Here is a 20768-nt window from a genome sequence, read left to right on the forward strand (position 1 = left end):
TCCTCAATTCCAACCCGATTGGGTATACCGGTTCGGTTATGGGCTGAACCATACCTTTTCCTGTAGGTCTTTTTCTGGTGTCGTAAGTGCTTATAGAGGGTGCCTCCTTTACGTTTATCATCCGCTATATACTGATAAATCGTTTCGTGGTGTAGCTCAATTACCCCTTCTTTTTTAAGTCTTCCAGCCACTTGCTCTGGACTCAAGTCTGCACGGATATCATTAGCTATGCGTCGTTTAATATCATCCGTTAGCTTAACAGCCTTGGTTTTTTCCTGATGACGCTGTTGAGCCATACGGTGGGCCTGCTGGTGTCTGTAACCGCGTAACCCCTTGTTGCGCCCTAATTCCCGTGACAGGGAACTCTGATCGCGCCCAAGTTTTTGTGCAATTTTGTTTTGAGAAGTCCCATTTTTCAGTTCAATTTTGATATAATGTCTCTCTTCAGAGCTCAGGTGCTTAAAGGCCATCCGTGGCATCCTCTGTAGTGTTTAGTAGCTTTACAGAGTACACCTGAGTTCTGATTGAATTCAAAGGTGGCTCTGTAGCAACCCTGTGGTTACAGAGGTTATGCATTTATGATACGAATTCAGGACTAATCATCAGGTGATTCTTAAAAATAACATTTAATTCCAAAATGGATAAAAATATTTCAAGGAGTCGGTATAAAACGAAATCAAATCGGGAAAAGAATAATAAACATGACGTGGCTCAGTGTATAACTCATAAACATTAGGCAAGATTAGCTCGCATAAAGATGTACCCACACGAACGATAATAAGTCACTTTTAGCGAAATAACTCAATCGTCGTATCTTGGGCCGGACACCAAAGCCGCTTAATAAAGGCTTGTAGGTGAACGGTATTATGCGTGTAGGCGTACATCACCCATTTATTTTGTTATGTACGGTACGTGTTAATGAACCCGCTTAAGAAGATTGTCCCCATAGCTTTGATTTTTATGGGGCTATTCTGTTTTCCTGAATTGGTCTTTCCTGAGGGTGTCTTTTCTGTCCTTCAGCAGCGGGTCATGGCTATATTTATTCTTGCCACTTTACTGTGGGTGAGTGATGCGGTTCCAGCGTTTGCCACTTCGTTGTTGATTATCATGTTGCTCGTGTTGACTACATCAAATAGCGCGCCTTTCCCACTCCGAGAAGGAATGGGTGAAGACATGCTGCAATACACAGCAATATTCAACAGCCTTGCTTCTCCGGTCATTGTTCTGTTTCTCGGTGGATTCTTCATTGCTCTCGCTTGTGCAAAGTACAAGGTCGATATAAATCTTGCCCGAGTTTTACTTAAGCCATTTGGCCAGAAGTATGAGGTTGTCATGCTCGGTGTCATGATCATCACTGCCGTGTTCTCTATGTTTATGAGTAACACAGCAACCAGCGTCATGATGCTGACCATCATGACGCCACTGGTTGCCAGAATGGACAGTAAAGACCCCGGCTGTCGTGCAATGGTATTAAGTATTCCTATTGCAGCTAACCTCGGGGGCATGGGCACCCCTATTGGAACACCGCCAAACGCCATTGCATTCCGCTATTTTGTCGGTGAACATTCCCTGTCTTTCGGTGGTTGGATGCTGTTTGCAGTGCCTATAACTGTCGTCATGATTGGATTTAGTTGGTGGCTGCTACAGAAAATGTACCCGTCCAATGGTGGTGATCTGGACGTTAAGATCGAAGGTCGTTTTGAAAAAGGGCTTAAGCCGTATATCGTTTATGCCACCATGGCGCTGACCATTCTGCTATGGATGTTCTCCAGTGTTCACGGCATCAACGCTTACGCGGTTGCCATTATTCCCGTAGCGGTATTCAGCCTTTGCGGTATTGTCGATAAGCAGGATTTGAAACAAATCAGCTGGGATGTGCTCTGGTTACTTGCCGGTGGTATTGCCATTGGTACGGCTCTGGCTACTTCGGGACTGGCAGGATTGATCGTCAGTATGGTGCCTTTCGAACAGTTTGGTGCGGTGACCATTGTTCTCGGTATCAGTATTTTGTGTATGGTGATGGCGACGTTTATGTCCCACACTGCCACTGCGAACTTGTTAATGCCTATCGCCATTTCGATGTCTACCTCTGTCGCCAGTATTCAGGATATGGGTGGGCTAGTATTGATCGGTACCGCAGTTGCGCTGGCCTCTTCATTGGGTATGGGTCTGCCCATCAGTACACCGCCTAATGCGCTGGCACATGCTACAGGCCTTGTGGATACAAAAGATTTTATCAGAACCGCGAAAGTGCTCAGTCCATTGGGAGTGCTGTTAATTTTTGTGGTGCTGATGCTGATGACTTGGTTAGGGTTATTCTGATTTTTCTAAGGCTTTACGTGTTTAATTGTAGATCGGTAACCCATAGGGTTGCCGACGACTAGCTCCTGAGTGTCGGCAATTCTTTCAGAATTACCGACCTGCGATTTTGGCATTGATTGACTTTAGAAGTAACCTAACGCGCCAAGCATAACAATAATCGCGAAAATCAATACCACGCCAATCGTACTGATGAATTTGCCCGTTTTTATAAAGTCACGACTGGCAACCATACCAGTGGCATGAGCAAGCGCATTAGGCGGAGTGCTGATGGGCAGAGACATGCCCATTGATGCAGAAAGCGCCACGCAAATCACCATAATGCTAATGCCACCATAGCTTTCGAGGCCGCTGAGAACGGTTGCGATAGACACCGCGATAGGCATCAGCAGATTAGCCGTAGCGGTGTTAGACATAAACGTCGCCATTACCATAGCAACCACCGCCATAAGGAATAGCACCGCCAGTGTGTCCATACTGTCGAATGGAATCGTATGCACTACAGCGCTGGCTAGCCCACTCTTTTCCAGGGCGTAGCCAAGGGCGATACCGCCGGCAATCAGCCATAGAACATCCCAGTTAATTTTTCGGATATCGCTGGTATCAATAATGCCGGATAACGAAAAAACAATGACGGGTAATAAGGCGACAGTGTATGAATTTACGCCATGAAAACTGGATGTGATCCAGAGTGTTACGGTTGCAGCGATCGTTCCGTAGACAAGGTATGCTTTTGGGGAACGCTCAAAACTGCTTTCAATGTTAACCGACAGTTCTTTGATATTTCCCGGATAAAGCTTTCTCAGCAACATCCAGGCAATCATTATCAGAACCAGTGCGAGGGGCATGGCAAATAACATCCATTCGCCAAAAGTAATGGCGTGCTCTCCAGTCAGGTATCTGAATGCAATGGCGTTGGGTGGCGTACCAATTGGAGTACCGATGCCGCCGATATTGGCAGCAACAGGTACCGCTAAAATCATCGCTTTTGCGCCGTTATCTTTGGTGTCGACGTCAGCCAGCAAGGGAGTTAATAATGTGAGCATCATGGCGGTGGTGGCCGTGTTACTCATAAACATTGAGAAGAATGCGGTAATCGCCATCAAGCCCAGCATGACTTTCTTATAGTCGCGGCCAATAGGTTTCAGTAAAACCCGGGCAAGGTTGATGTCCAGCTTATATTTGGTTGCCGCAATGGCAATAAAGAACCCTCCAAGAAACAACACGACAACCGGTGCAGCAAGGCTACTGAGAATCTCTTTGTAACTGAGCATGCTCTCAGGGTCTAACGCTGCTCTGAGAAAATAGGGGCTGGTATTGGAGACAGTGATGGAAAGCATACCCAGTATTAGCAGAGACGTTGCATAGGCTGGTACAGCCTCAGAAACCCAAAGCAGGGTAGCCACAACAAAAATGGCAAGAACCCGTTGTTGCTCAATGGAGATACCAGCGATAGGAATAAACTCAGGTGGGAGAAAGAAAAGACCAAAAAACGTAGCCGTAATCAGTAACAGCTTAATTACAGGAGGCATAGACGTCACTTTTCCCTTGGGTTTTAAAATGGTTAGTGACGTCTATAGTGCATGGAGCCAAGGGCTTGTGTAATGAATCAGGTCAATAAAATCGCGTTTATAATGCGGGTTTGTGAGGAGTGATGGGTTGTTTGCTTAACCACTGTTTTTCCCAACCCAACAATGCATCAGCCGGCATCGGCCTGGCAATAAAATAGCCCTGAGCAATATCGCAGTTTAAATCGTGTAGCATTTGCCAATCTTCCTGAGTTTCTACACCTTCTCCAACGGTCTGCATATTCAACCGGTGAGCAAGATGGATATTAGATTCCACAATGGCTTTATGAGTATCATCGTTACAGGCATTAGAGACGAAAGACTGATCGATTTTCAGTTCACTAAAAGGAATCCGGTTAAGCTGCTGCATACTGGCATACCCCGTACCAAAGTCGTCTATGGACAATGCAAAGCCATGAAGTTTAAAGCGGGCGAGGGTTTCAAGTGCCAGTGCTACATCACTGATTGAACTGCTTTCAGTGATTTCCAGATTAAGGAGAGCAGGCGGAATATTCATACCTCTGGTCTTTTTCATCAGCATATCTGGCAGGCTGGTGTTGCTTAACATCGTGGCTGAGATATTAATGCTGATGGGGATTTTTCTTCCCTGTTTTTGCCAGGCCTTAATTTGAATCAGTGCCAAATCAATCATATTGATGGTCAAAGGTTCGATCATGCCGGAGCTTTCCATCATCGGAATAAAATGCACTGGATGTATAAGCCCAAGATCCGGGTGTTGCCAGCGAACCAACGCTTCCACGGCAATCAGTTGACCATCGTTCAATAATACTTTTGGCTGGTAATGGAGAATAAACTGATGTTGTTCAACGGCTTCCTCCAGCTCCTTTTCATTCAGTAACTGTTCGCTGGGCAGCAGGGGTTTGAAGCTGTCAAATGTTTCACCGTTGACATAAATTTCCAACATTTCCCGCAAATGGTTTCTATGAATGGGCTTGGGTAAGTGGCCGAGGGATTTTAGCCCCAAAGCCTGAGACATATCTTCCACCGTACGAATGATCGAAGCATCCATTGCACTGAGCACAATAACACCGTCCGCCAGTTTTTGATTCGCAAGGTGTCGGATGAACTCAATACCATCCATGCCAGGGAGGTCAAGGTCGCACAACACTAAGTCTACCGGGCCTTTTTCCTGAAGTTGCTTTAACGCATCCTCGCTGGTTTCTGCGGTCAGTAATAATTGAATATTTAAGCCAGCCACGACTTGCTCAGCCACGAGCCGTTGAAATAGCTGGTCTTCGAGAATCAAGATGCGAAGTGAGGAGAGTTTGCTGTCCATAGCCCAACCTTAGAAAAGAATCCTTCATTCAGTATGGAGTAATTCGGTTGGAAAGTAAGTTGATTGAGGAAAGTCATAAGAAGAGAGCAGCTACCTGCATGAAGCAGGCAGCTTAAAGCGATCAGGAGCCAGACTTGATCCGAGCCCATTCGCGGGTGATGTAACGTTTTAGCTTGGATGGCAGCTCTTTGAAAACAAAAAGATTTTCTTTGGTTTCTTCGGTTGGGAAGACGCCAGGATCTTTCGCAATCGAAGGTTCAACATACTGAACGGAAGCCGGATTCGGGTTGCTGTAAGTCACGTAGTTGGTCACATCAGCAATCACCTTTGGCTCCATCAGATAGTTCAGCATCTTATGGGCGGCGTCTTTATGAGGCGCATCATTAGGAATCGCCAGCATATCAAACCACATGGTAGCACCTTCTTTTGGTACCACGTAGCGGATATCGAGCCCATTACCGGCCTCTTTGGCACGATCTCGGGCAATCATGGCATCGCCTGACCACATCAGCGCAACACAAATATCGCCATTGGCCAGATCCGATAAAGAACGAGAAGAATGGTAGTAAGCAACGTAAGGAGCAATCTCCTTCATTTGTGCAGCCGCGGCCTTATAGTCTTTCATCTGCAGACTGTCGCCGGGAATACCAAGATAGGCCATCACAGAAGGCAGAACTTCGCTGGGCGCATCCAGAAAAGCGACACCGCACTGTTGCAGCTTCTTCATGTTTTCTGGCTCAAGAATCAGCGACCAGCTATCGACCGGCGCGTCTTTTCCCAGCACTTTTTCCACAGCGGCTTTGTTGTAGCCAATGCCAGTGGTGCCCCAAAGATAAGGAATACCGTAAGTGTTGTCTTTATCAAAGTTATCCGAGATGCGCTTCATAATCTTCGGATCAAGATTCTTCAGATTTGGCAGCTTGGATTTATCCAGTGGCATATAAACGCCGGCACGAATCTGTGTCTTATAAAAATCATGGGAAGGGGAAACCAGATCGAACCCGCTGCGACCGGAAAGCAATTTACCTTCCAGTACTTCGTTGCTGTCGTATACATCATAAACAACGTCGATGCCCGTTTTTTCGGAAAAATTATCGACGGTATCTTCAGCGATGTAGTCAGTCCAGTTATAGAAATAAAGCTTTTCAGCCTTGTCGTCTGAGGCGTGAACCTGTGCAGCACAGAGTAGTGCGGCGACGATGAATATCTTTTTCATAAACGTGTCGCATACCTTAACAAGGAAACAGTTGGGAGCCGGATTATATAGAACCTAATGGTTTCTACAAGGTACGTACCAGTCAACCGTACTGACAGTGAGAAATTCACTGCAGAACAACCAAACTCTGCGATACTGAATGTGGTTGTTACGGACAGAGAATAAGTTCATGCATGCCTTCCGCTCCATCCTCCTAGCCATCACCCGCCAGCACACCAGTGAAATGGAGCTGCGGCAAACCTTTCAATTAGCCAGAGACAACCGCGCCACTCTGTTGATTGCTATTTTCGATCATAGCCTTGAAACCTTTCACCACCTGCAGTTCATCCCCTTGGAGCAAAAGCTGGAAGATCACCTGAGGCAGCAGCTGGAAGAAGAGTTGGAGCGCTTAAAGGCGCAGGCCTGGGAGCATGGCATAGAAGCACAAACCACCATTGTGTACGGTCGCCCGCGACAAACTATCCACGAAGTGATCCGAGAGCACAGTATTGATCTGGTGATCAAACTGGCGGATGCCAGCGGTGCCTTGTCCCGAAAACAGCTGACCGGTAACGATCTGGCATTACTGAGAAAATGCCCGGTGCCCATTCTGATGATGGCAGATAGAGAACAGCTCCCCGAGTTCAGTGGCAAAATTATGGTTGCTATGGATGTGGGCAATGCTGATTCTGAAGTGCATACCCTGAACCGGACACTATTAAAATACGGCATTTATCTGGCCGCCCAGGAACAGTCGGAATTGCACTTGGTAAGCGTCTGGAGTATTCCCTTGCGCAAAGGTGCATTAAACACACTGTCGGATGAAGAGTTGTACGAACTTCACGAAATCACCCAGCGCCGTTATCACAACAAGCTGAAGGAGCTGATGGAGGAAGAAGGTTTAAATAAAGAAGAGCAGCTAAACGTGTCGATTCATGAGCTTCATGGAAAACCTGCACCGGAAATTCAGCAGTTGTCTAATAAGTTGAATGTGGACGTAATCGTGATGGGAACAATGTCTCGGCCAAGAAAAGGCATACTGGTAGGGAATACAGCAGAAAACATTATGAACAGCATTTACTGCTCAATATTGGCGGTAAAACCAGAAGGATTCATCAGTCCTTTAGAAAGGACTGATGAATAAAGGCGGCTTAGGGTTTAAGGCCGCTCATAAACTCGATGGCTACACCAATCTCTTCATCAGAGCAGTCCATACAGGTTCCCCTGGGTGGCATGCTCTTGATGCCGTTAATCGCATTTGAAAGCAAGGAGCTGAATCCACCGGCTTTCTGTTCAGCGGCCTGCCATGCGGCTGCATCATTGGTCTTGGGAGCACCTAGCAAACCCGTACTATGGCAAGCGATACAATACTGACCATAAATCGCATCACCACTTCTTGGGCCAGTGCTGGTACTGGCTACTACACCGGCAGCACTGGCACACTCTTCACCAGTCAGACACACAGAGCCCACCGGGGCAATACGTTCACTTATTTCACTACGGGTGGTTGAGTCCAGATCCGCAGCAGGCTTAGCAAAAACCAACGACGCGAATAGTCCCCCGACTAACAGAATCAAAGCACGCATATGAGTTCCCCGTGACACTCGCTTGTCCTCTTCTAAGGCGATCAGTGGTTACTTCTTATTGGCTAACTACTTCTGCCTTTTGTAACCGAATTATTTTAAGCAGAGGGATTATAGATCAATTGCCACACCTAAAACAGGGGTTTATACCGCGGGCGCTTCGGTTAACCGCTCTGGGGTTGTTGGTTGGTAAAAGCGTTCTGTTTTAATGTCTACCGAGGCGGGTAAAAAATCATAGACAGCCTACAGGCGTATCAGTATTATTGTCCCCCGCTGGAGCTGCTCTCGTAAGCTCCACGTGCACCCGTAGCTCAGCTGGATAGAGCGCTGCCCTCCGGAGGCAGAGGTCAGAGGTTCGAATCCTCTCGGGTGCGCCATAAAAATCAATGACTTACCTATAAAATCCTCTTCATCTCCATACCGTTTAAAAATCCTGTGTCCCGAATGTGTCCCTTCAGAAGCAATCGATTTTGGGTCAATTTGGTTGGCTACATCTCAATATTGGCGAATGCATTTTCTGTGCCTCAGATGACCTACATTCAGTACGAATTTGCCTGTACACTTCCCTCTAACCATTTTCCGCCAGCCGGACAAAACCCAGCCGTAACGTCGTCCTGTTTATGACCCACCGCTGCCGCCGGCCTTATTCCATTCCGCATTCAAGTACTGACCATGCCCAACACCCAAACGTCCAACAACCTTGCTGCTTTTATCTGGTCTGTCGCTGACCTTCTGCGGGGGGATTTCAAACAATCTCAGTACGGCCGCATCATATTGCCGTTTACCCTGCTGCGTCGTCTGGAGTGTGTGCTGGAAGCCAGCAAAGACGATGTGCTGACCCAGTACGAAAAAGTCAAAGCTATGAACCTGCCGGAAGACGGTATGGAGAAAATGCTGCTGCGTTCAACCGGTGGGTTATCGTTCTACAACACATCACCCATGAACCTGTCGAAGCTGGGGCAGGGAGATATCAAATCCAACCTGGAAACCTACATCCAGTGTTTCTCAAAAGATGCCCGTGAAATCTTTGAACACTTCCGGTTTGATGAATTCATCGGCAGCCTGAACGAAGCCAACCTGTTATACAAAGTGGTGGGCAAGTTTGCCAACACCGATCTCAGTCCGACAAAAGTCTCCAACCACGATATGGGGCTGGTGTTTGAAGAACTGATCCGCCGGTTTGCGGAAGGTTCCAATGAAACTGCCGGTGAACACTTTACCCCACGGGATATCGTTCGCCTCACCACCTCCCTTGTGTTTATGGAAGACGACGATGCCCTGACAAAAGACGGCATCATCCGCACCATTTATGACCCAACCGCAGGCACCGGTGGCTTTCTGTCGTCGGGAATGGAATACGTTTACGATCTGAACCCGAAAGCCGTGATGCGTGCCTTTGGTCAGGAACTGAACCCGGAATCCTACGCCATCTGTAAAGCGGATATGCTGATCAAAGGTCAGGATGTCAGCCGCATTAAACTGGGCAACACGCTTTCTAACGATCAACTGGTGGCGGATCAGTTTGACTATATGCTTTCTAACCCGCCCTTCGGTGTGGATTGGAAGAAGATCGAAGGGGACATCAAAGACGAACACACCGTCAAAGGTTTCGATGGTCGTTTTGGCCCCGGTCTGCCAAGAGTGTCTGACGGTTCGTTGCTGTTCCTGATGCACCTGATCAGCAAGCTACGTGATGGAACAGGCTCTTCACAACAGCCGGGCGGTCGTATCGGCATCATCCTCAACGGTTCACCACTCTTTACCGGCGGCGCTGGCAGCGGTGAAAGTGAAATACGCCGTTATATTCTCGAAGCCGATCTGCTGGAAGCCATTGTCGCTTTGCCCACAGATATGTTCTACAACACCGGCATTGCCACTTACGTCTGGGTGCTGACCAACAAAAAAGCCAGCGCCCGTAAAGGTAAGGTGCAACTGATTAACGGCGTCAACTTGTGCGGTAAAATGCGCAAGTCCCTGGGTTCCAAACGGAACATCATGAGCGACGATGACATTAAAACCATCACCCGCTGTTTTGGTGCCTTTGAAGCGTTAGAGCCGCAGGTGCTGAACAAACCGGCGGAACAGAAAAGCAACCGTGGTCGTCAGAGTGCGAACACTAAGGCAGAAGCACCGAAAACCTTCGCCAGCAAAATCTTTGATCACCACGAATTCGGCTACCGTCGCATAACCATCGAACGTCCGCTGCGACTCACCGCCCAAATCACCAACGACGCCGTTGCCGGATTACGGTTCGCTCCCAAACCCTTCAACAGTGTTATGCGTTGGATTCACGAAGAGTTCGGTGATGATTGTCACCAGCATCTTGCAGCCAACGAAGCCGTCATTCGCGCCAAAATCAAAGCCGATTTCAAAGAGCTGAAAGAAAAACAGATCAAAGAAGTGCTGGATAGCAAACTCTGGCTATTCCAGCTTGGGCTGATGAAAAAAGCAGAAACCCTGCAAGCTAACATTGGCAGCGAAGAGCATAACGATTTCAACCAGTTTGAAATCACCCTGAAAGCCGCCCTGAAACAAACCAGCACTGCGCTCGACACTAAAGAGAAAAAACAGTTTCTGGATGCCATCACCCGCAAGAATCCAGAGGCTGAACCCGTTGTTAAGAAGGTTCTTAAAGAGGAAGCACAGCCTCTATACGGCGCCTTCGAATACAAAGGCAACGTCGTCGAATTCCAGCAGGACGGCGACTTGCGGGACAACGAAAACGTGCCCCTCGATCCATCCGTCAGCACCACCACACTGATCGAAACCTACTTCAACCGGGAAGTGGCGCCCCATGTGCCCGATGCCTGGATCAATGCCGACAAATGCGACGAACAAGACGGCGAGATCGGTATCGTCGGTTACGAAATCCCCTTCAACCGACACTTCTATCAGTATCAGCCACCACGGGCGCTGGAAGCCATTGATGCGGATCTGGATGCCGTCAGTAAACGGATTATGACGCTGCTGGCAGAGGTGCATTCATGAGCAAATCAAAGAACACTCAATTGAACCTCGATAGTGAATACAAAGCATGGCTTAAAGACCTTAAACAAAAGGTATTAACCACCCAGCTCAAGGCCGCGGTTCAGGTCAATTCTACCCTGCTGGCCTTTTACTGGGAGCTGGGGGAAGACATTGTTCAGCGTCAGGCTCAGGCCAACTGGGGCGATGGTTTCCTGAAACAACTCAGTCAGGATTTGATGGCGGAGTTTCCTGAAATAAAAGGGTTTTCCCGTCGAAACCTTGAACTGATCAGGCAATGGTATCAATTCTGGTCTGATAACGAAGCAATTGCGAAACAGGCTGTTTCGCAATTAGTCCAGGTTCCATGGGGGCATAATTTACAGATCATTCCCAAACACACAGCCGTCATTCCCGAACACTTTTCCGTCATTCCCGCGAAGGCGGGAATCCACAGGGTCTCCAACAGTGTCTAAACAGCCCTGCGTCTACATATTGGTAAGCAAAAAAAATGGCACTCTCTATGTCGGAGTAACCAGCAATCTTGTTCAGCGAGTCTGTCAGCATAAAAACAATCAGGTTCTTGGCTTTACCCAACAGTATCAAGTTCATACGTTGGTTTATTTTGAACTTCATGAATCGATGGAATCAGCGATTACCCGAGAAAAACAGCTTAAAAAATGGAATCGTGAGTGGAAGATAAACTTGATTCAAAAAGATAATCCGCATTGGAATGATTTGTGGGAAAGTATTCGATGACACTATCTATGTATATCTTTTCAGGGCTTCATCATGCCTGTGCTTGCCCCCATCGTTATTGTGAAGCGCTCCGTAATTCCTACGAGTTTCTTCGTTATTCCGGCGAGCTTCTTCGTCATTCCCGCAAATTTATTCGTCATCCCCGCAAATTTATTCGTCATTCCCGCGAATTTATTCGTCATTCCCGCGAAGGCGGGAATCCACAAAAACTATCCGCAACAAACCAACCCGGAGTAAGCCAATGAGTTCGGTGCAAATGGATTCCCGCCTGCGCGGGAATGACGGCGGGGAGAGTGGTGTCGTTATGGGTAGATATACTGCGTATCCGGAGTATAAGGATTCTGGGGTGGAGTGGTTGGGTGAGGTTCCAGCAGCGTGGAGCATATTTTCAGGAAAGCGCATTTTTAAAAATGCCAGAAGACAAGCGCTACCATCTGACCCTCAGCTTGCCGCTAGTCAGAAATACGGAGTGATTCCTCAAAATTTAATGATGGAACTAAATGACTCTAAAGTAATGCTTGCCCTCAAAGGCACGGAGTCGTTTAGGCACATAGAGAAGAATAACTTTGTAATCAGCCTGCGTAGTTTCGAAGGCGGTATAGAACACAGTGCTTATGTAGGTTGTGTTTCACCGGCGTATACTGTTTTGTCTGCATCAAAAGTAGTGTTTTATCGGTACTATAAATATCTACTCAAATCTGCACCTTATATTTCGGCTCTACAAGCATCGACAGACAGTTTAAGAGATGGAAAATCTATTACATATGAGCAGTTTGGTGAGATTTTGCTACCTCTGCCTGATCACACAGATCAAGCCAGCATCGCCAACTTCCTCGACCACGAAACCGCCAAAATCGACACCCTGATCGAAGAGCAGCAATCCCTGATCCGGCTGCTGAAAGAAAAACGACAGGCGGTGATCAGTCATGCCGTCACCAAAGGTTTGAACCCGCAAGCACCGATGAAGGATTCCGGTGTGGAGTGGCTGGGGGAAGTGCCGGAGCATTGGCGGAACACAGAAATTCGTTACATCACTAGCCAAATGGGTGGCGGGACGCCAAGTAAAGAAAGGTTAGATTTTTGGAATGGTAACATTCCTTGGGTCTCACCAAAGGACATGAAGGTTGATTACATCGAGGATGCTCAAGACAAAATTACGCATCAGGCGGTGTTGGAATCATCTACCAAGCTTATTCCTGAAGGGAGCGTATTGATCGTCGTAAGAGGAATGATCTTAGTTCATTCTGTACCAGTCGCTCTCACTCAAAAGTCAGTAACGATTAACCAAGACATGAAAGCTTTGATTCCTGCTAAAGGAATCGATGGTGAGTTCTTACTGTTTTTTATGAAAGGTCTCAGACATTTTGTACTGGATTTGGTCGAAGAGTCAGCTCATGGAACAAAATGCCTAAGAAGTGAAGTGTTCGAGCGAATGAAAATAGCCATTCCAGAATATGAAGAGCAAGTTGAAATTGTTGCACTACTGAAAGAAAGACTAAACATAATTGATTCCCTGATTGATGATGCACAAGAAGGGACTGTGTTACTTCAAGAACGCCGCACAGCCCTAATCTCCGCCGCCGTCACCGGCAAAATCGACGTCCGCCACTGGGTAGCACCAGCAGAAATTTAACCATGCCCAATTGTCTCTGCACTGCGGAGACAATTGGGCAGACACTGTCTGCATAATTCAGGAAGTCCCAATTTGATACTGTTCAGTCCTTAAGTGAGACCTTGAAAAGTCCCATATTGAGACCTATAGTACCCATAATGAGACTCTACAAGGATGAACATCATTTGACTGCCATCGCCTCAGTTCTGTTTACCAAAACCCAGCAACGCCTTCTGGCGGTGCTTTACGGCAAGCCGGACACCTCTTTTTACCTGAATGAGATCGTTCGGCTCGCGGGTATGGGCAAAGGTACTGTGGTACGTGAAATAAAAAAAATGACCGGAGCCGGTTTACTGACCACCCATCAACAGGGGAATCAGCAACACTATCAAGCCAACCCTGCCAATCCCATTTTTGAAGAGCTCAAAGCCATTACCCGTAAAACCTTTGGCGCTCAGGGTGTGATTAAAGAGGCTTTGGCTTCTGTTCTCGTTCACTGCGAACTGGCGTTTATTTATGGCTCGGTGGCAAAGGGGGAAGAGCATGCTGGCAGTGATATTGATGTGCTTCTGGTGGGGCAGAATTTAAGCTACGCCGACATCATGGAGCGTCTGGAATCCGCAGAGAAGCAGCTTGGCAGGGTTATCAACCCGACTATATTTTCTCCCGACGAGTTTCACCAAAGAAAGAAAAACCAACAAAGCTTTGTTACACGACTAATGGAACAGCCCAAATTGTGGTTGAGCTCTCCACCACTAGCCGAACCACACCTAACGACAAGTGATAAATAATGAAAGAATTGGATAATCTGGTCAAAATACACAAACTGAAACCAGAACCACCCGATGCACAAGAGTTTGCAGGCATGGTTCGGGCGGCTGAAACTAAATTAAAAGACGCTGCTATTATAGGTTTGTCGGTGGACAGTCAGTTTTCTCTGGCTTACAGTGCGGCTCATGCATTATCCCTTGCAGCGTTACGTCGGCATGGTTACCGTTCAGAAAGCCGCTATCTGGTTTTCCAGTGTTTGCAGCATACGTTGGGATTAAGTCGGGCAAAATGGCGGGTGCTTGATCAATGCCATAATCAGCGTAACCTTGCGGAATATGAAGGTCATCTGGATATTAGCCCCCAGTTGTTAAAAGAGTTAGTTCAACTTTCCCATGAGCTATTAAATTTGGTTAAATCACTTCCAGACATCCCCTGACATTTTCATCGACCTTTTTCGGTAAGCCGTCACTATGGACAGTACCAACGAATCCCACTTCCAGAACGACATCATCGCCCAGATGCAGGCCAATGGCTGGCAGTTAGGCAGCGGTGATCAATACCATCGGGAAACTGCCCTCTACACCAGCGATGTGCTGGGCTTTGTACAGGAAACCCAGCCGAAAGAGTGGGCGAAGTTTTGTAAGGTGTTCCCCACGGATTCGGAACAGCATTTTATCAATCACCTTGTAGCGCAACTGAAAAAGGCTGATCCCAACGCCATTGATAAAGACCTGCGCAGTTACGGCACCCTTGGGGTTTTGCGCCACGGGCTGAAGATTCGCAATGCCCGTTTTTCTCTGTGCCAGTTTATGCCGGAACATACACTGAATCCGGAGACACTGGTTCGCTATCAACAGAACCGTTGTCGTATTGTGCCGGAGTTGGTTTACAGTCCCTATGTCAGCTCCCGCCATTCCCAAAACCCTCCCCGTCATTCCCGCGAAGGCGGGAATCCATCTCTAGAAGTGGATCCCCGCCTGCGCGGGGATGACGATAAGGGATGCGGGGATGACGATAAGGGATGCGGGGATGACGGAGGAGCTAAGGCAAAGGCGTGGCGGATTGATCTGGTGCTGTTTGTGAATGGTCTGCCGGTGTCGACTCTGGAGTTGAAATCGGAGTTTAAACAATCCGTCGATAATGCCATTCGCCAGTACAAAACCACCCGTTTGCCGAAAGACCCGGAAACCAAAAAGCCGGAACCTCTGCTTACCTTTAAGCGGGGCGCACTGGTGCATTTTGCCGTGAGTCAGTACGAAGTGTATATGGCCACCAAACTGGCAGGCGGCAATACCTACTTTCTGCCGTTTAATAAAGGCACGGCAGAAGGCGGTGCCGGTAACGATGCGCCGGAAAATGAACAAGACTACGCCACCGGTTACCTGTGGAATGAGGTGCTGACGCCGGATAATCTGCTGAACATTATTGGCCGGTTTGTTCATCTGGAAATCAAAGAGGTGGAAGACGCCATTGGCCGGAAGTCGAAAAAGGAAACCCTGATTTTTCCCCGTTATCACCAGTGGGATGTGGTGCGCAGCCTGATCGGTGCCGCCAAACAGGAAGGCACCGGCAATAAGTATCTGGTGCAGCACAGCGCCGGTTCTGGCAAATCCAACTCCATTGCCTGGACTGCACACCAGCTCTCCACCCTGTACGATCCGGCTGGCGAAAAGATGTTCCACTCCATCATCGTGGTGACCGACCGCACGGTGTTAGACGACCAGTTGCAGGACACCATTTATCAGTTTGAACACGCCGATGGCGTGGTGGGGCGCATTAACCGGAAAGAAGGTGACGGTTCCAAATCCGAAAAGCTGGCAGCGGCGCTGGAAAATGCCCAGCCGATTATTATTGTCACCATTCAAACCTTCCCCCATGTGCTGGATGCCATTGAAAACAGCGCCAGTTTGAAGAAACGCCGTTACGGGGTGATTGCCGACGAAGCCCATTCATCCCAAACCGGTGCCACGGCACGAAAACTGAAAGAAGTGCTGATGCTGGAGGCGACGGAAGGGGACGATGATCAGCCGATGTCGTCTGAAGATATTCTGGACGCCACGATTATTGCCCGCAAAGGCAGCGCTAATCTGAACTATTACGCGTTCACGGCAACCCCGAAAGCCAAAACATTGGAACTGTTTGGTCGTCTGCCTGACCCGGCACAACCGGCTTCTGAAAGCTCTTCACAAAAGAATGTGCCCGAAGCCTTTCATGTGTATTCCATGCGACAGGCCATTGAGGAAGGCTTTATTCTCGATGTGCTGAAGAACTACACCAATTATCAGGTGGCTTACCAACTGGCCCAGAAAGTGACCGCTGCGGATACTGAGGTGGACAGCAAAAAGGCCAAGGTGAAACTGGGCCAATGGGTGCGCCTCCATGAGTACAACATTGCCCAGAAAGTGAAGGTGATTGTCGAACACTTTAAAGACAATGTGATGGGGCTGCTGGGTGGTCAGGCCAAGGCGATGGTGGTGACCAGTTCCCGCAAAGAGGCGGTGCGTTATAAACTGGCGTTTGATAAATACCTGACTGAACAGCAAAGCAGTATCGCTGTGATGATTGCCTTTTCTGGCGAAGTGGAATTCCAAAAGAACGACCCGGACAGTCTTACGCTGTTAGACCAGAAGTTCACCGAAAAGAATATGAACCCGGCGCTGAAAGGTCGGGATATGCGCAAAGCCTTCGACACCGATGATTACCAGCTTATGCTAGTGGCCAATAAATTCCAGACTGGATTTGACCAGCCCAAACTCTGCGCCATGTATGTGGACAAACCGTTGGGCGGCGTGGAGTGTGTGCAGACCCTTTCCCGCCTGAACCGAACCTATCCCGGTAAAGAAGTGACGGGCACCTTTGTGCTGGATTTTGTGAATAAACCGGAAGAAATTCTGGCGGCGTTTCAACCGTATTATCAAACGGCAGAACTGGCGGACGTTTCTGACCCGGAGAAGATTTTTGAGCTGTACGAAAAACTCCGCGCCAGTGGCATTTTCACCTGGAACGAAGTGGAACGGTTCTGCGATGCCTTCCTGACCAAAAACAAAAGCAACGCAGCGGTGGGCAATATTTGTAAGCCAGCCGTGGAGCGCTGGCAGAAGCGATACAGTTCAGCCATTGACGCTTATCTTCTGGCAAAGGAGATGTTTGAACGCACCAAAAAGACCAAAGATGCGGTGCTGATTGCCAATGCGGAAAACAGTTTTAAAGACTGTAAAAAAGAGAAAGACGCCCTGGAGATTTTCAAAAAAGATCTGGGCAGCTTCACCCGCTTCTATGAGTTTATGTCACAAATAGTGGACTACGACGATAAAGAACTGGAAAAACTCAGCCTGTACGCCCGTTACCTGCGTCCGCTCCTGCGGGAAAAGGCGGTTCAGGAAGATGAGATTGATCTGGATAACGTGGTGATGAGCCATTATCGTTTATCGAAAATACGACAGCAGGACATAGCTCTTCATGAAAAGCGGCTGCAGGAAGATCAGGAAGACTATAAGTTAGAGCCAGGCAGCGATGTGGGCACAGCCAAGGCGAAGGATAAGAAAGAAGAGTTCATGTCACAGATTGTGGCGCGGCTGAATGAGTTGTTTATAACGGATAATCTGACCGATGCTGACCTGATCAACTATGCCTACACCGTTCGTGACAAGCTGGTGGAAAACACCACAGTCATGAGTCAGATTGAAAACAACACCGCCGAACAGGCATTACTGGGTGACTTCCCGAAAGCCATTGATGATGCCGTGATGGACAGCAATGAAGCCCAGCAGGAAATGATGATGCAGTATCTGTCTAACCCGGAACTGGCTCGTGGGTTTGCACGGGTGGTGTTTGATATGTTGAAGGGGTGATGTACCCCTCCAGCCTTTTTAATGAGTAACGGGCAATACCCGTGTATAGATATAAAGCAATGGTCGTGAAGGTGTCCCGTTTTTGCGAGTCACTTCACCGGTGAGCTTGTGGCCAGCCTGTAAGTGTCGGTGGAACAGATCAAGTCGTCCACGGTCGACATAACCCAACTTCTGACCATTCAGCTCAATACGAATGGCTTTTGTATCAAAGTGATTGTCGGGTTCTGGAACAAAACTGACACCAGCCTCCATGGCGATATCTTCAATTGCCACTTCGGATTCATGGCGAAATCCAGCGACTTCGGCAATAAATTCAAAGGGGCCGTTAGCATTATCAAACGTGTGAATCAGTTCAAAACCGTCGTCAGGTAGCTTGGCGCCAGAGTATCCCAGCAAAGCAAAATCGCTGATTTCAGCCTCAGGATTTAACCCCCGAAGTTCCAGATAACGGGAAAAGTCACTGCGACTTCTGGGTGGCAGGCGACGGATAAAAGCATCAAGTACCTGACTATCGTACTGCATCACCCCCTGCTGAATTTGAAAAGCTGGGTAACCCGTGAAGCCATCTGCGATGGCTTGCTGAAAGTCTTCGCTATCAGGGAAATACCGTAGAGTCACTTTGTCACCTTTACGCACCAGTTCACCCACCACAAAGCGCGAACGATTTTTGCTTGCCAACGCCTGCCATGAAAGAAGTATTCGATCCGGTTCGACCAGGTGTTCAATGTGCCTCATTACTAATAATCTCCAGTTCTTCCAACAGCAACTGCTTTCTATAACAGGTCAGCCTGTGAATAAATGCTGCCCTTTCTGCTGTCAGCGGGGATTGTATATTAAAGGTGGTCAGTTCAGTAAGTATCTTATTTAAAGCATCGTCTTCCCATTGGAGCGTGTCAATCAATAGCGGCGTAATCTCCGGGTACTTTCGGCAGTATCTACTGACGCCTTCCATCAACAGTAATCTTTTCTCATCATCCTTATGCCACTTCATTTGATGTCGGCCCCGTTTGGTATAAGCAGACAGCATATTTTCATCACGTATGCATTGATTGAACTTGTTTGGGAACAGCTCATGCCCAAGGCTGGTGCCATTGTCGAAGAAAGGTGAGAGGCGTGCGGTACCCTCGTCACCATTCCAGATGACTTTCCAGTTTTCCTGATGGCGGTCGGTATTGCCGATCAGAGCATCAAAGCAGAGGCAGAGTCCCCAGTATTCTTTCCAGTTATGGGTAAGCTTTTTGCTCATGGCCAATGCTCTGGAGAAAGCAATGATCGATGTTAAGTTGTGCTGCCTGCCTTTATCCCGGTCATAGCCTTTAATTATCTGCTGCATATATTCACCACCCGGGGTGGATCGTTCTTCTATCTCAGGAGAGTAACCAATAAACCATTCGCACAAACTACCGGGTTCTTTTGTCAGGGAGTTCATCGCTACGAAAACAGGAGGCACCGGAAGTTTCATCAGTCGACCAATTCGGAAGGCAATAACTTCACACCAGTACTGATCCGGGTGTCGTGGTTGGCTTGGGTCTTTTGCGCTTTTGATGGCTTCCTTAAACAGATAACGGTGACCGGGGATACAGAAGTCATACGGAGTATCTTCAGGGCATACCCGCAGTGTTTTGACCCGTGCGCCTTCAGGGTAGACTTCATACTCTTCATGGACTGGCCAGTGGGCAATATCGATTATCTGATCATTGGTCTGGTCAATATTATCTCGGTCAATCACTTCTGATTCCGGTTTTTGGGAAAGGGCTAATCCAGTTTACTGTTTGCAAGGCAAAAAATCTTGATTGTTGTGGTGTGATCGTATGAAGCGGGAATATGCCTATGTCCAAGTAAGTACACTTTATGGACACGCTACAAAGGGTGGGTAAGTCATTGACCTGCCGTGTCCAGTAAAGTTGTTTTTGCCCAACTGGACAGAATGTTAAACTGAGTCTAGTTTTTCTTTTACTCAAATAATGAAGTATGAGGAAAGAATTAGATGAAGGGACAGAGCGTCGGCTACATCCGGGTCAGCAGTATTGACCAGAACACCGCCCGCCAACTTGATGGTGTTGAGCTGGATGCCAGCTTTGAAGATCACTGCAGTGGTAAAGATACCAACCGCCCCCAGTTGAAAGCCTGCCTTAAACATTTGAGGGCAGGGGATCGACTTCATGTTCATTCCATTGATCGCCTTGCCCGGAGCCTGAAGGATCTGCAGGTACTGGTGGAGGAGCTGACTGAACAGGGCATCAGTATTCAGTTCCATAAAGAAAATCTGACTTTCACTGGTGACAGCAACCCAATGCACACACTGATGTTTCAGATGATGGGTGCCTTTGCAGAGTTTGAGCGAAGTATGATTCGTGAACGACAGCGGGAAGGTATTGCGGCTGCCAGGAAACAGGGTAAACAGATTGGGGCAAAGCCGAAGCTTTCGGCTGAACAGGTGGAAGAGCTTAAAGGGCGGGTGGCTGCCGGGGAGCATAAAAAGGTGCTGGCCAGAGCGTTTGGGGTTAGCAGGCAGACTTTATATAACGTTTTGAATCATACTGCGCTTACAGATTAATTGTCTTCCTAGGAGCCTGTCGGACTTAGAACAACTTTTGAGTATAATACCCGCAAGATCGTAAAAGACAGCCAGCCAATGAACAAATGGACTTTCAGACCCATTGACCGAGACATCCCTGACTTTTTTCCTGCCACTGTTCAGGATTATCTGCCAGAGGTGCATCTTGCTCGCTTTGTTGTAGAGGTGGTTGAGCAGCTAGGAGGCTGTCGGACTTGAAAGTAAAAACCGGAGATGGGCCGCAATAAAGTCAAAAATCACAGAATCCAGTCTGGAAGTGCTGTTTATGTCG

Annotated in this window: 19 protein-coding genes and 1 tRNA gene; 13 read left to right on the forward strand and 7 right to left on the reverse strand. The window is 48.0% G+C overall.

What is annotated here, in order from left to right:
• Positions 1–470, reverse strand: a 470-nt coding sequence (locus AKL11_RS25095) for an IS30 family transposase (RefSeq protein WP_172807262.1), incomplete at its 3' end; no start/stop codon positions are given.
• A 490-nt stretch (positions 471–960) separates the two neighbouring features.
• Here AKL11_RS25095 and AKL11_RS09595 point away from each other — a divergent pair.
• Positions 961–2322 carry an SLC13 family permease gene (locus tag AKL11_RS09595; RefSeq protein WP_253705190.1) on the forward strand — a complete coding sequence of 454 codons (1362 nt, stop codon included), beginning with the start codon at positions 961–963 and terminating at the stop codon, positions 2320–2322.
• Between the two features lie 122 nt (positions 2323–2444).
• Here the strand turns inward: AKL11_RS09595 and AKL11_RS09600 are convergent, their stop codons facing one another.
• The 3 genes from AKL11_RS09600 to AKL11_RS09610 form a co-directional block, all read right to left on the reverse strand.
• A complete protein-coding gene (locus tag AKL11_RS09600; RefSeq protein WP_067516791.1) occupies positions 2445–3851 on the reverse strand; it encodes an SLC13 family permease in 1407 nt (468 codons plus the stop codon).
• Between the two features lie 97 nt (positions 3852–3948).
• Positions 3949–5184 carry a GGDEF/EAL domain-containing response regulator gene (locus tag AKL11_RS09605; protein WP_067516792.1) on the reverse strand — a complete coding sequence of 412 codons (1236 nt, stop codon included), beginning with the start codon at positions 5182–5184 and terminating at the stop codon, positions 3949–3951.
• A gap of 121 nt (positions 5185–5305) precedes the next feature.
• Positions 5306–6400: a polyamine ABC transporter substrate-binding protein gene (locus tag AKL11_RS09610; RefSeq protein WP_067516794.1), complete on the reverse strand. Its 1095-nt coding sequence runs from the start codon at positions 6398–6400 to the stop codon at positions 5306–5308.
• 169 nt (positions 6401–6569) lie between these two features.
• On the opposite strand from AKL11_RS09610, the gene AKL11_RS09615 reads away from it, so the two are divergent.
• Positions 6570–7523, forward strand: coding sequence for a universal stress protein (locus tag AKL11_RS09615; protein WP_067516796.1), 954 nt, complete (start codon positions 6570–6572; stop codon positions 7521–7523).
• 7 nt (positions 7524–7530) lie between these two features.
• Here AKL11_RS09615 and AKL11_RS09620 read toward each other — a convergent pair whose 3' ends face one another.
• Complete coding sequence (locus AKL11_RS09620) at positions 7531–7965, reverse strand: c-type cytochrome (protein ID WP_067516798.1); 435 nt, start codon at positions 7963–7965, stop codon at positions 7531–7533.
• A gap of 297 nt (positions 7966–8262) precedes the next feature.
• Between AKL11_RS09620 and AKL11_RS09625 the strand changes: the two genes are divergently transcribed.
• The 9 genes from AKL11_RS09625 (at position 8263) to AKL11_RS09660 (ending at position 17919) form a co-directional block, all read left to right on the forward strand.
• Positions 8263–8339, forward strand: a tRNA-Arg gene (locus AKL11_RS09625).
• Between the two features lie 295 nt (positions 8340–8634).
• The gene (locus AKL11_RS09630; protein ID WP_067516800.1) at positions 8635–10950 is read left to right on the forward strand and encodes a type I restriction-modification system subunit M; all 2316 of its coding nucleotides are present in this window, start codon (positions 8635–8637) and stop codon (positions 10948–10950) included.
• Positions 10947–11402: a DUF1016 N-terminal domain-containing protein gene (locus AKL11_RS09635; RefSeq protein WP_067516802.1), complete on the forward strand. Its 456-nt coding sequence runs from the start codon at positions 10947–10949 to the stop codon at positions 11400–11402. Before AKL11_RS09630 ends, AKL11_RS09635 begins: the two co-directional genes overlap by 4 nt.
• Positions 11395–11685, forward strand: a complete 291-nt coding sequence (locus AKL11_RS09640) for a GIY-YIG nuclease family protein (protein ID WP_067516804.1) — start codon at positions 11395–11397, stop codon at positions 11683–11685. Before AKL11_RS09635 ends, AKL11_RS09640 begins: the two co-directional genes overlap by 8 nt.
• On the forward strand, positions 11682–11930 hold the full coding sequence (locus tag AKL11_RS25100) for a hypothetical protein (protein WP_157673489.1): 249 nt from the start codon (positions 11682–11684) through the stop codon (positions 11928–11930). Before AKL11_RS09640 ends, AKL11_RS25100 begins: the two co-directional genes overlap by 4 nt.
• Positions 11927–13318, forward strand: coding sequence for a restriction endonuclease subunit S (locus AKL11_RS09645; RefSeq protein ID WP_216636480.1), 1392 nt, complete (start codon positions 11927–11929; stop codon positions 13316–13318). The genes AKL11_RS25100 and AKL11_RS09645 overlap by 4 nt, the downstream gene beginning before the upstream one ends.
• 137 nt (positions 13319–13455) lie before the next feature.
• The gene (locus AKL11_RS09650) at positions 13456–14088 is read left to right on the forward strand and encodes a nucleotidyltransferase domain-containing protein (RefSeq protein ID WP_067516806.1); all 633 of its coding nucleotides are present in this window, start codon (positions 13456–13458) and stop codon (positions 14086–14088) included.
• Positions 14088–14504 (forward strand): hypothetical protein, encoded by a 417-nt coding sequence (locus AKL11_RS09655; protein WP_067516808.1) that lies wholly within the window; start codon positions 14088–14090, stop codon positions 14502–14504. Before AKL11_RS09650 ends, AKL11_RS09655 begins: the two co-directional genes overlap by 1 nt.
• Positions 14505–14538: 34 nt before the next feature.
• Entirely contained in the window at positions 14539–17919 is a 3381-nt protein-coding gene (locus tag AKL11_RS09660) for a type I restriction endonuclease subunit R (protein ID WP_067516809.1), read from the forward strand.
• Between the two features lie 18 nt (positions 17920–17937).
• Here AKL11_RS09660 and AKL11_RS09665 read toward each other — a convergent pair whose 3' ends face one another.
• Together AKL11_RS09665 and AKL11_RS09670 are read right to left on the reverse strand one after the other, a co-directional pair.
• Complete coding sequence (locus AKL11_RS09665) at positions 17938–18654, reverse strand: hypothetical protein (protein WP_067516811.1); 717 nt, start codon at positions 18652–18654, stop codon at positions 17938–17940.
• Complete coding sequence (locus tag AKL11_RS09670) at positions 18641–19648, reverse strand: HipA domain-containing protein (protein WP_067516813.1); 1008 nt, start codon at positions 19646–19648, stop codon at positions 18641–18643. Before AKL11_RS09670 ends, AKL11_RS09665 begins: the two co-directional genes overlap by 14 nt.
• Before the next feature lie 258 nt (positions 19649–19906).
• Here AKL11_RS09670 and AKL11_RS09675 point away from each other — a divergent pair, with 258 nt between their 5' ends.
• Together AKL11_RS09675 and AKL11_RS25105 are read left to right on the forward strand one after the other, a co-directional pair.
• The gene (locus AKL11_RS09675) at positions 19907–20476 is read left to right on the forward strand and encodes a recombinase family protein (RefSeq protein ID WP_067516815.1); all 570 of its coding nucleotides are present in this window, start codon (positions 19907–19909) and stop codon (positions 20474–20476) included.
• A gap of 78 nt (positions 20477–20554) precedes the next feature.
• Positions 20555–20695: a hypothetical protein gene (locus tag AKL11_RS25105; RefSeq protein WP_157673490.1), complete on the forward strand. Its 141-nt coding sequence runs from the start codon at positions 20555–20557 to the stop codon at positions 20693–20695.
• The last annotated feature ends 73 nt before the right edge of the window (positions 20696–20768 follow it).

Origin of the sequence: Endozoicomonas ascidiicola, assembly GCF_001646945.1 — a bacterium.
GTDB lineage: Bacteria > Pseudomonadota > Gammaproteobacteria > Pseudomonadales > Endozoicomonadaceae > Endozoicomonas > Endozoicomonas ascidiicola.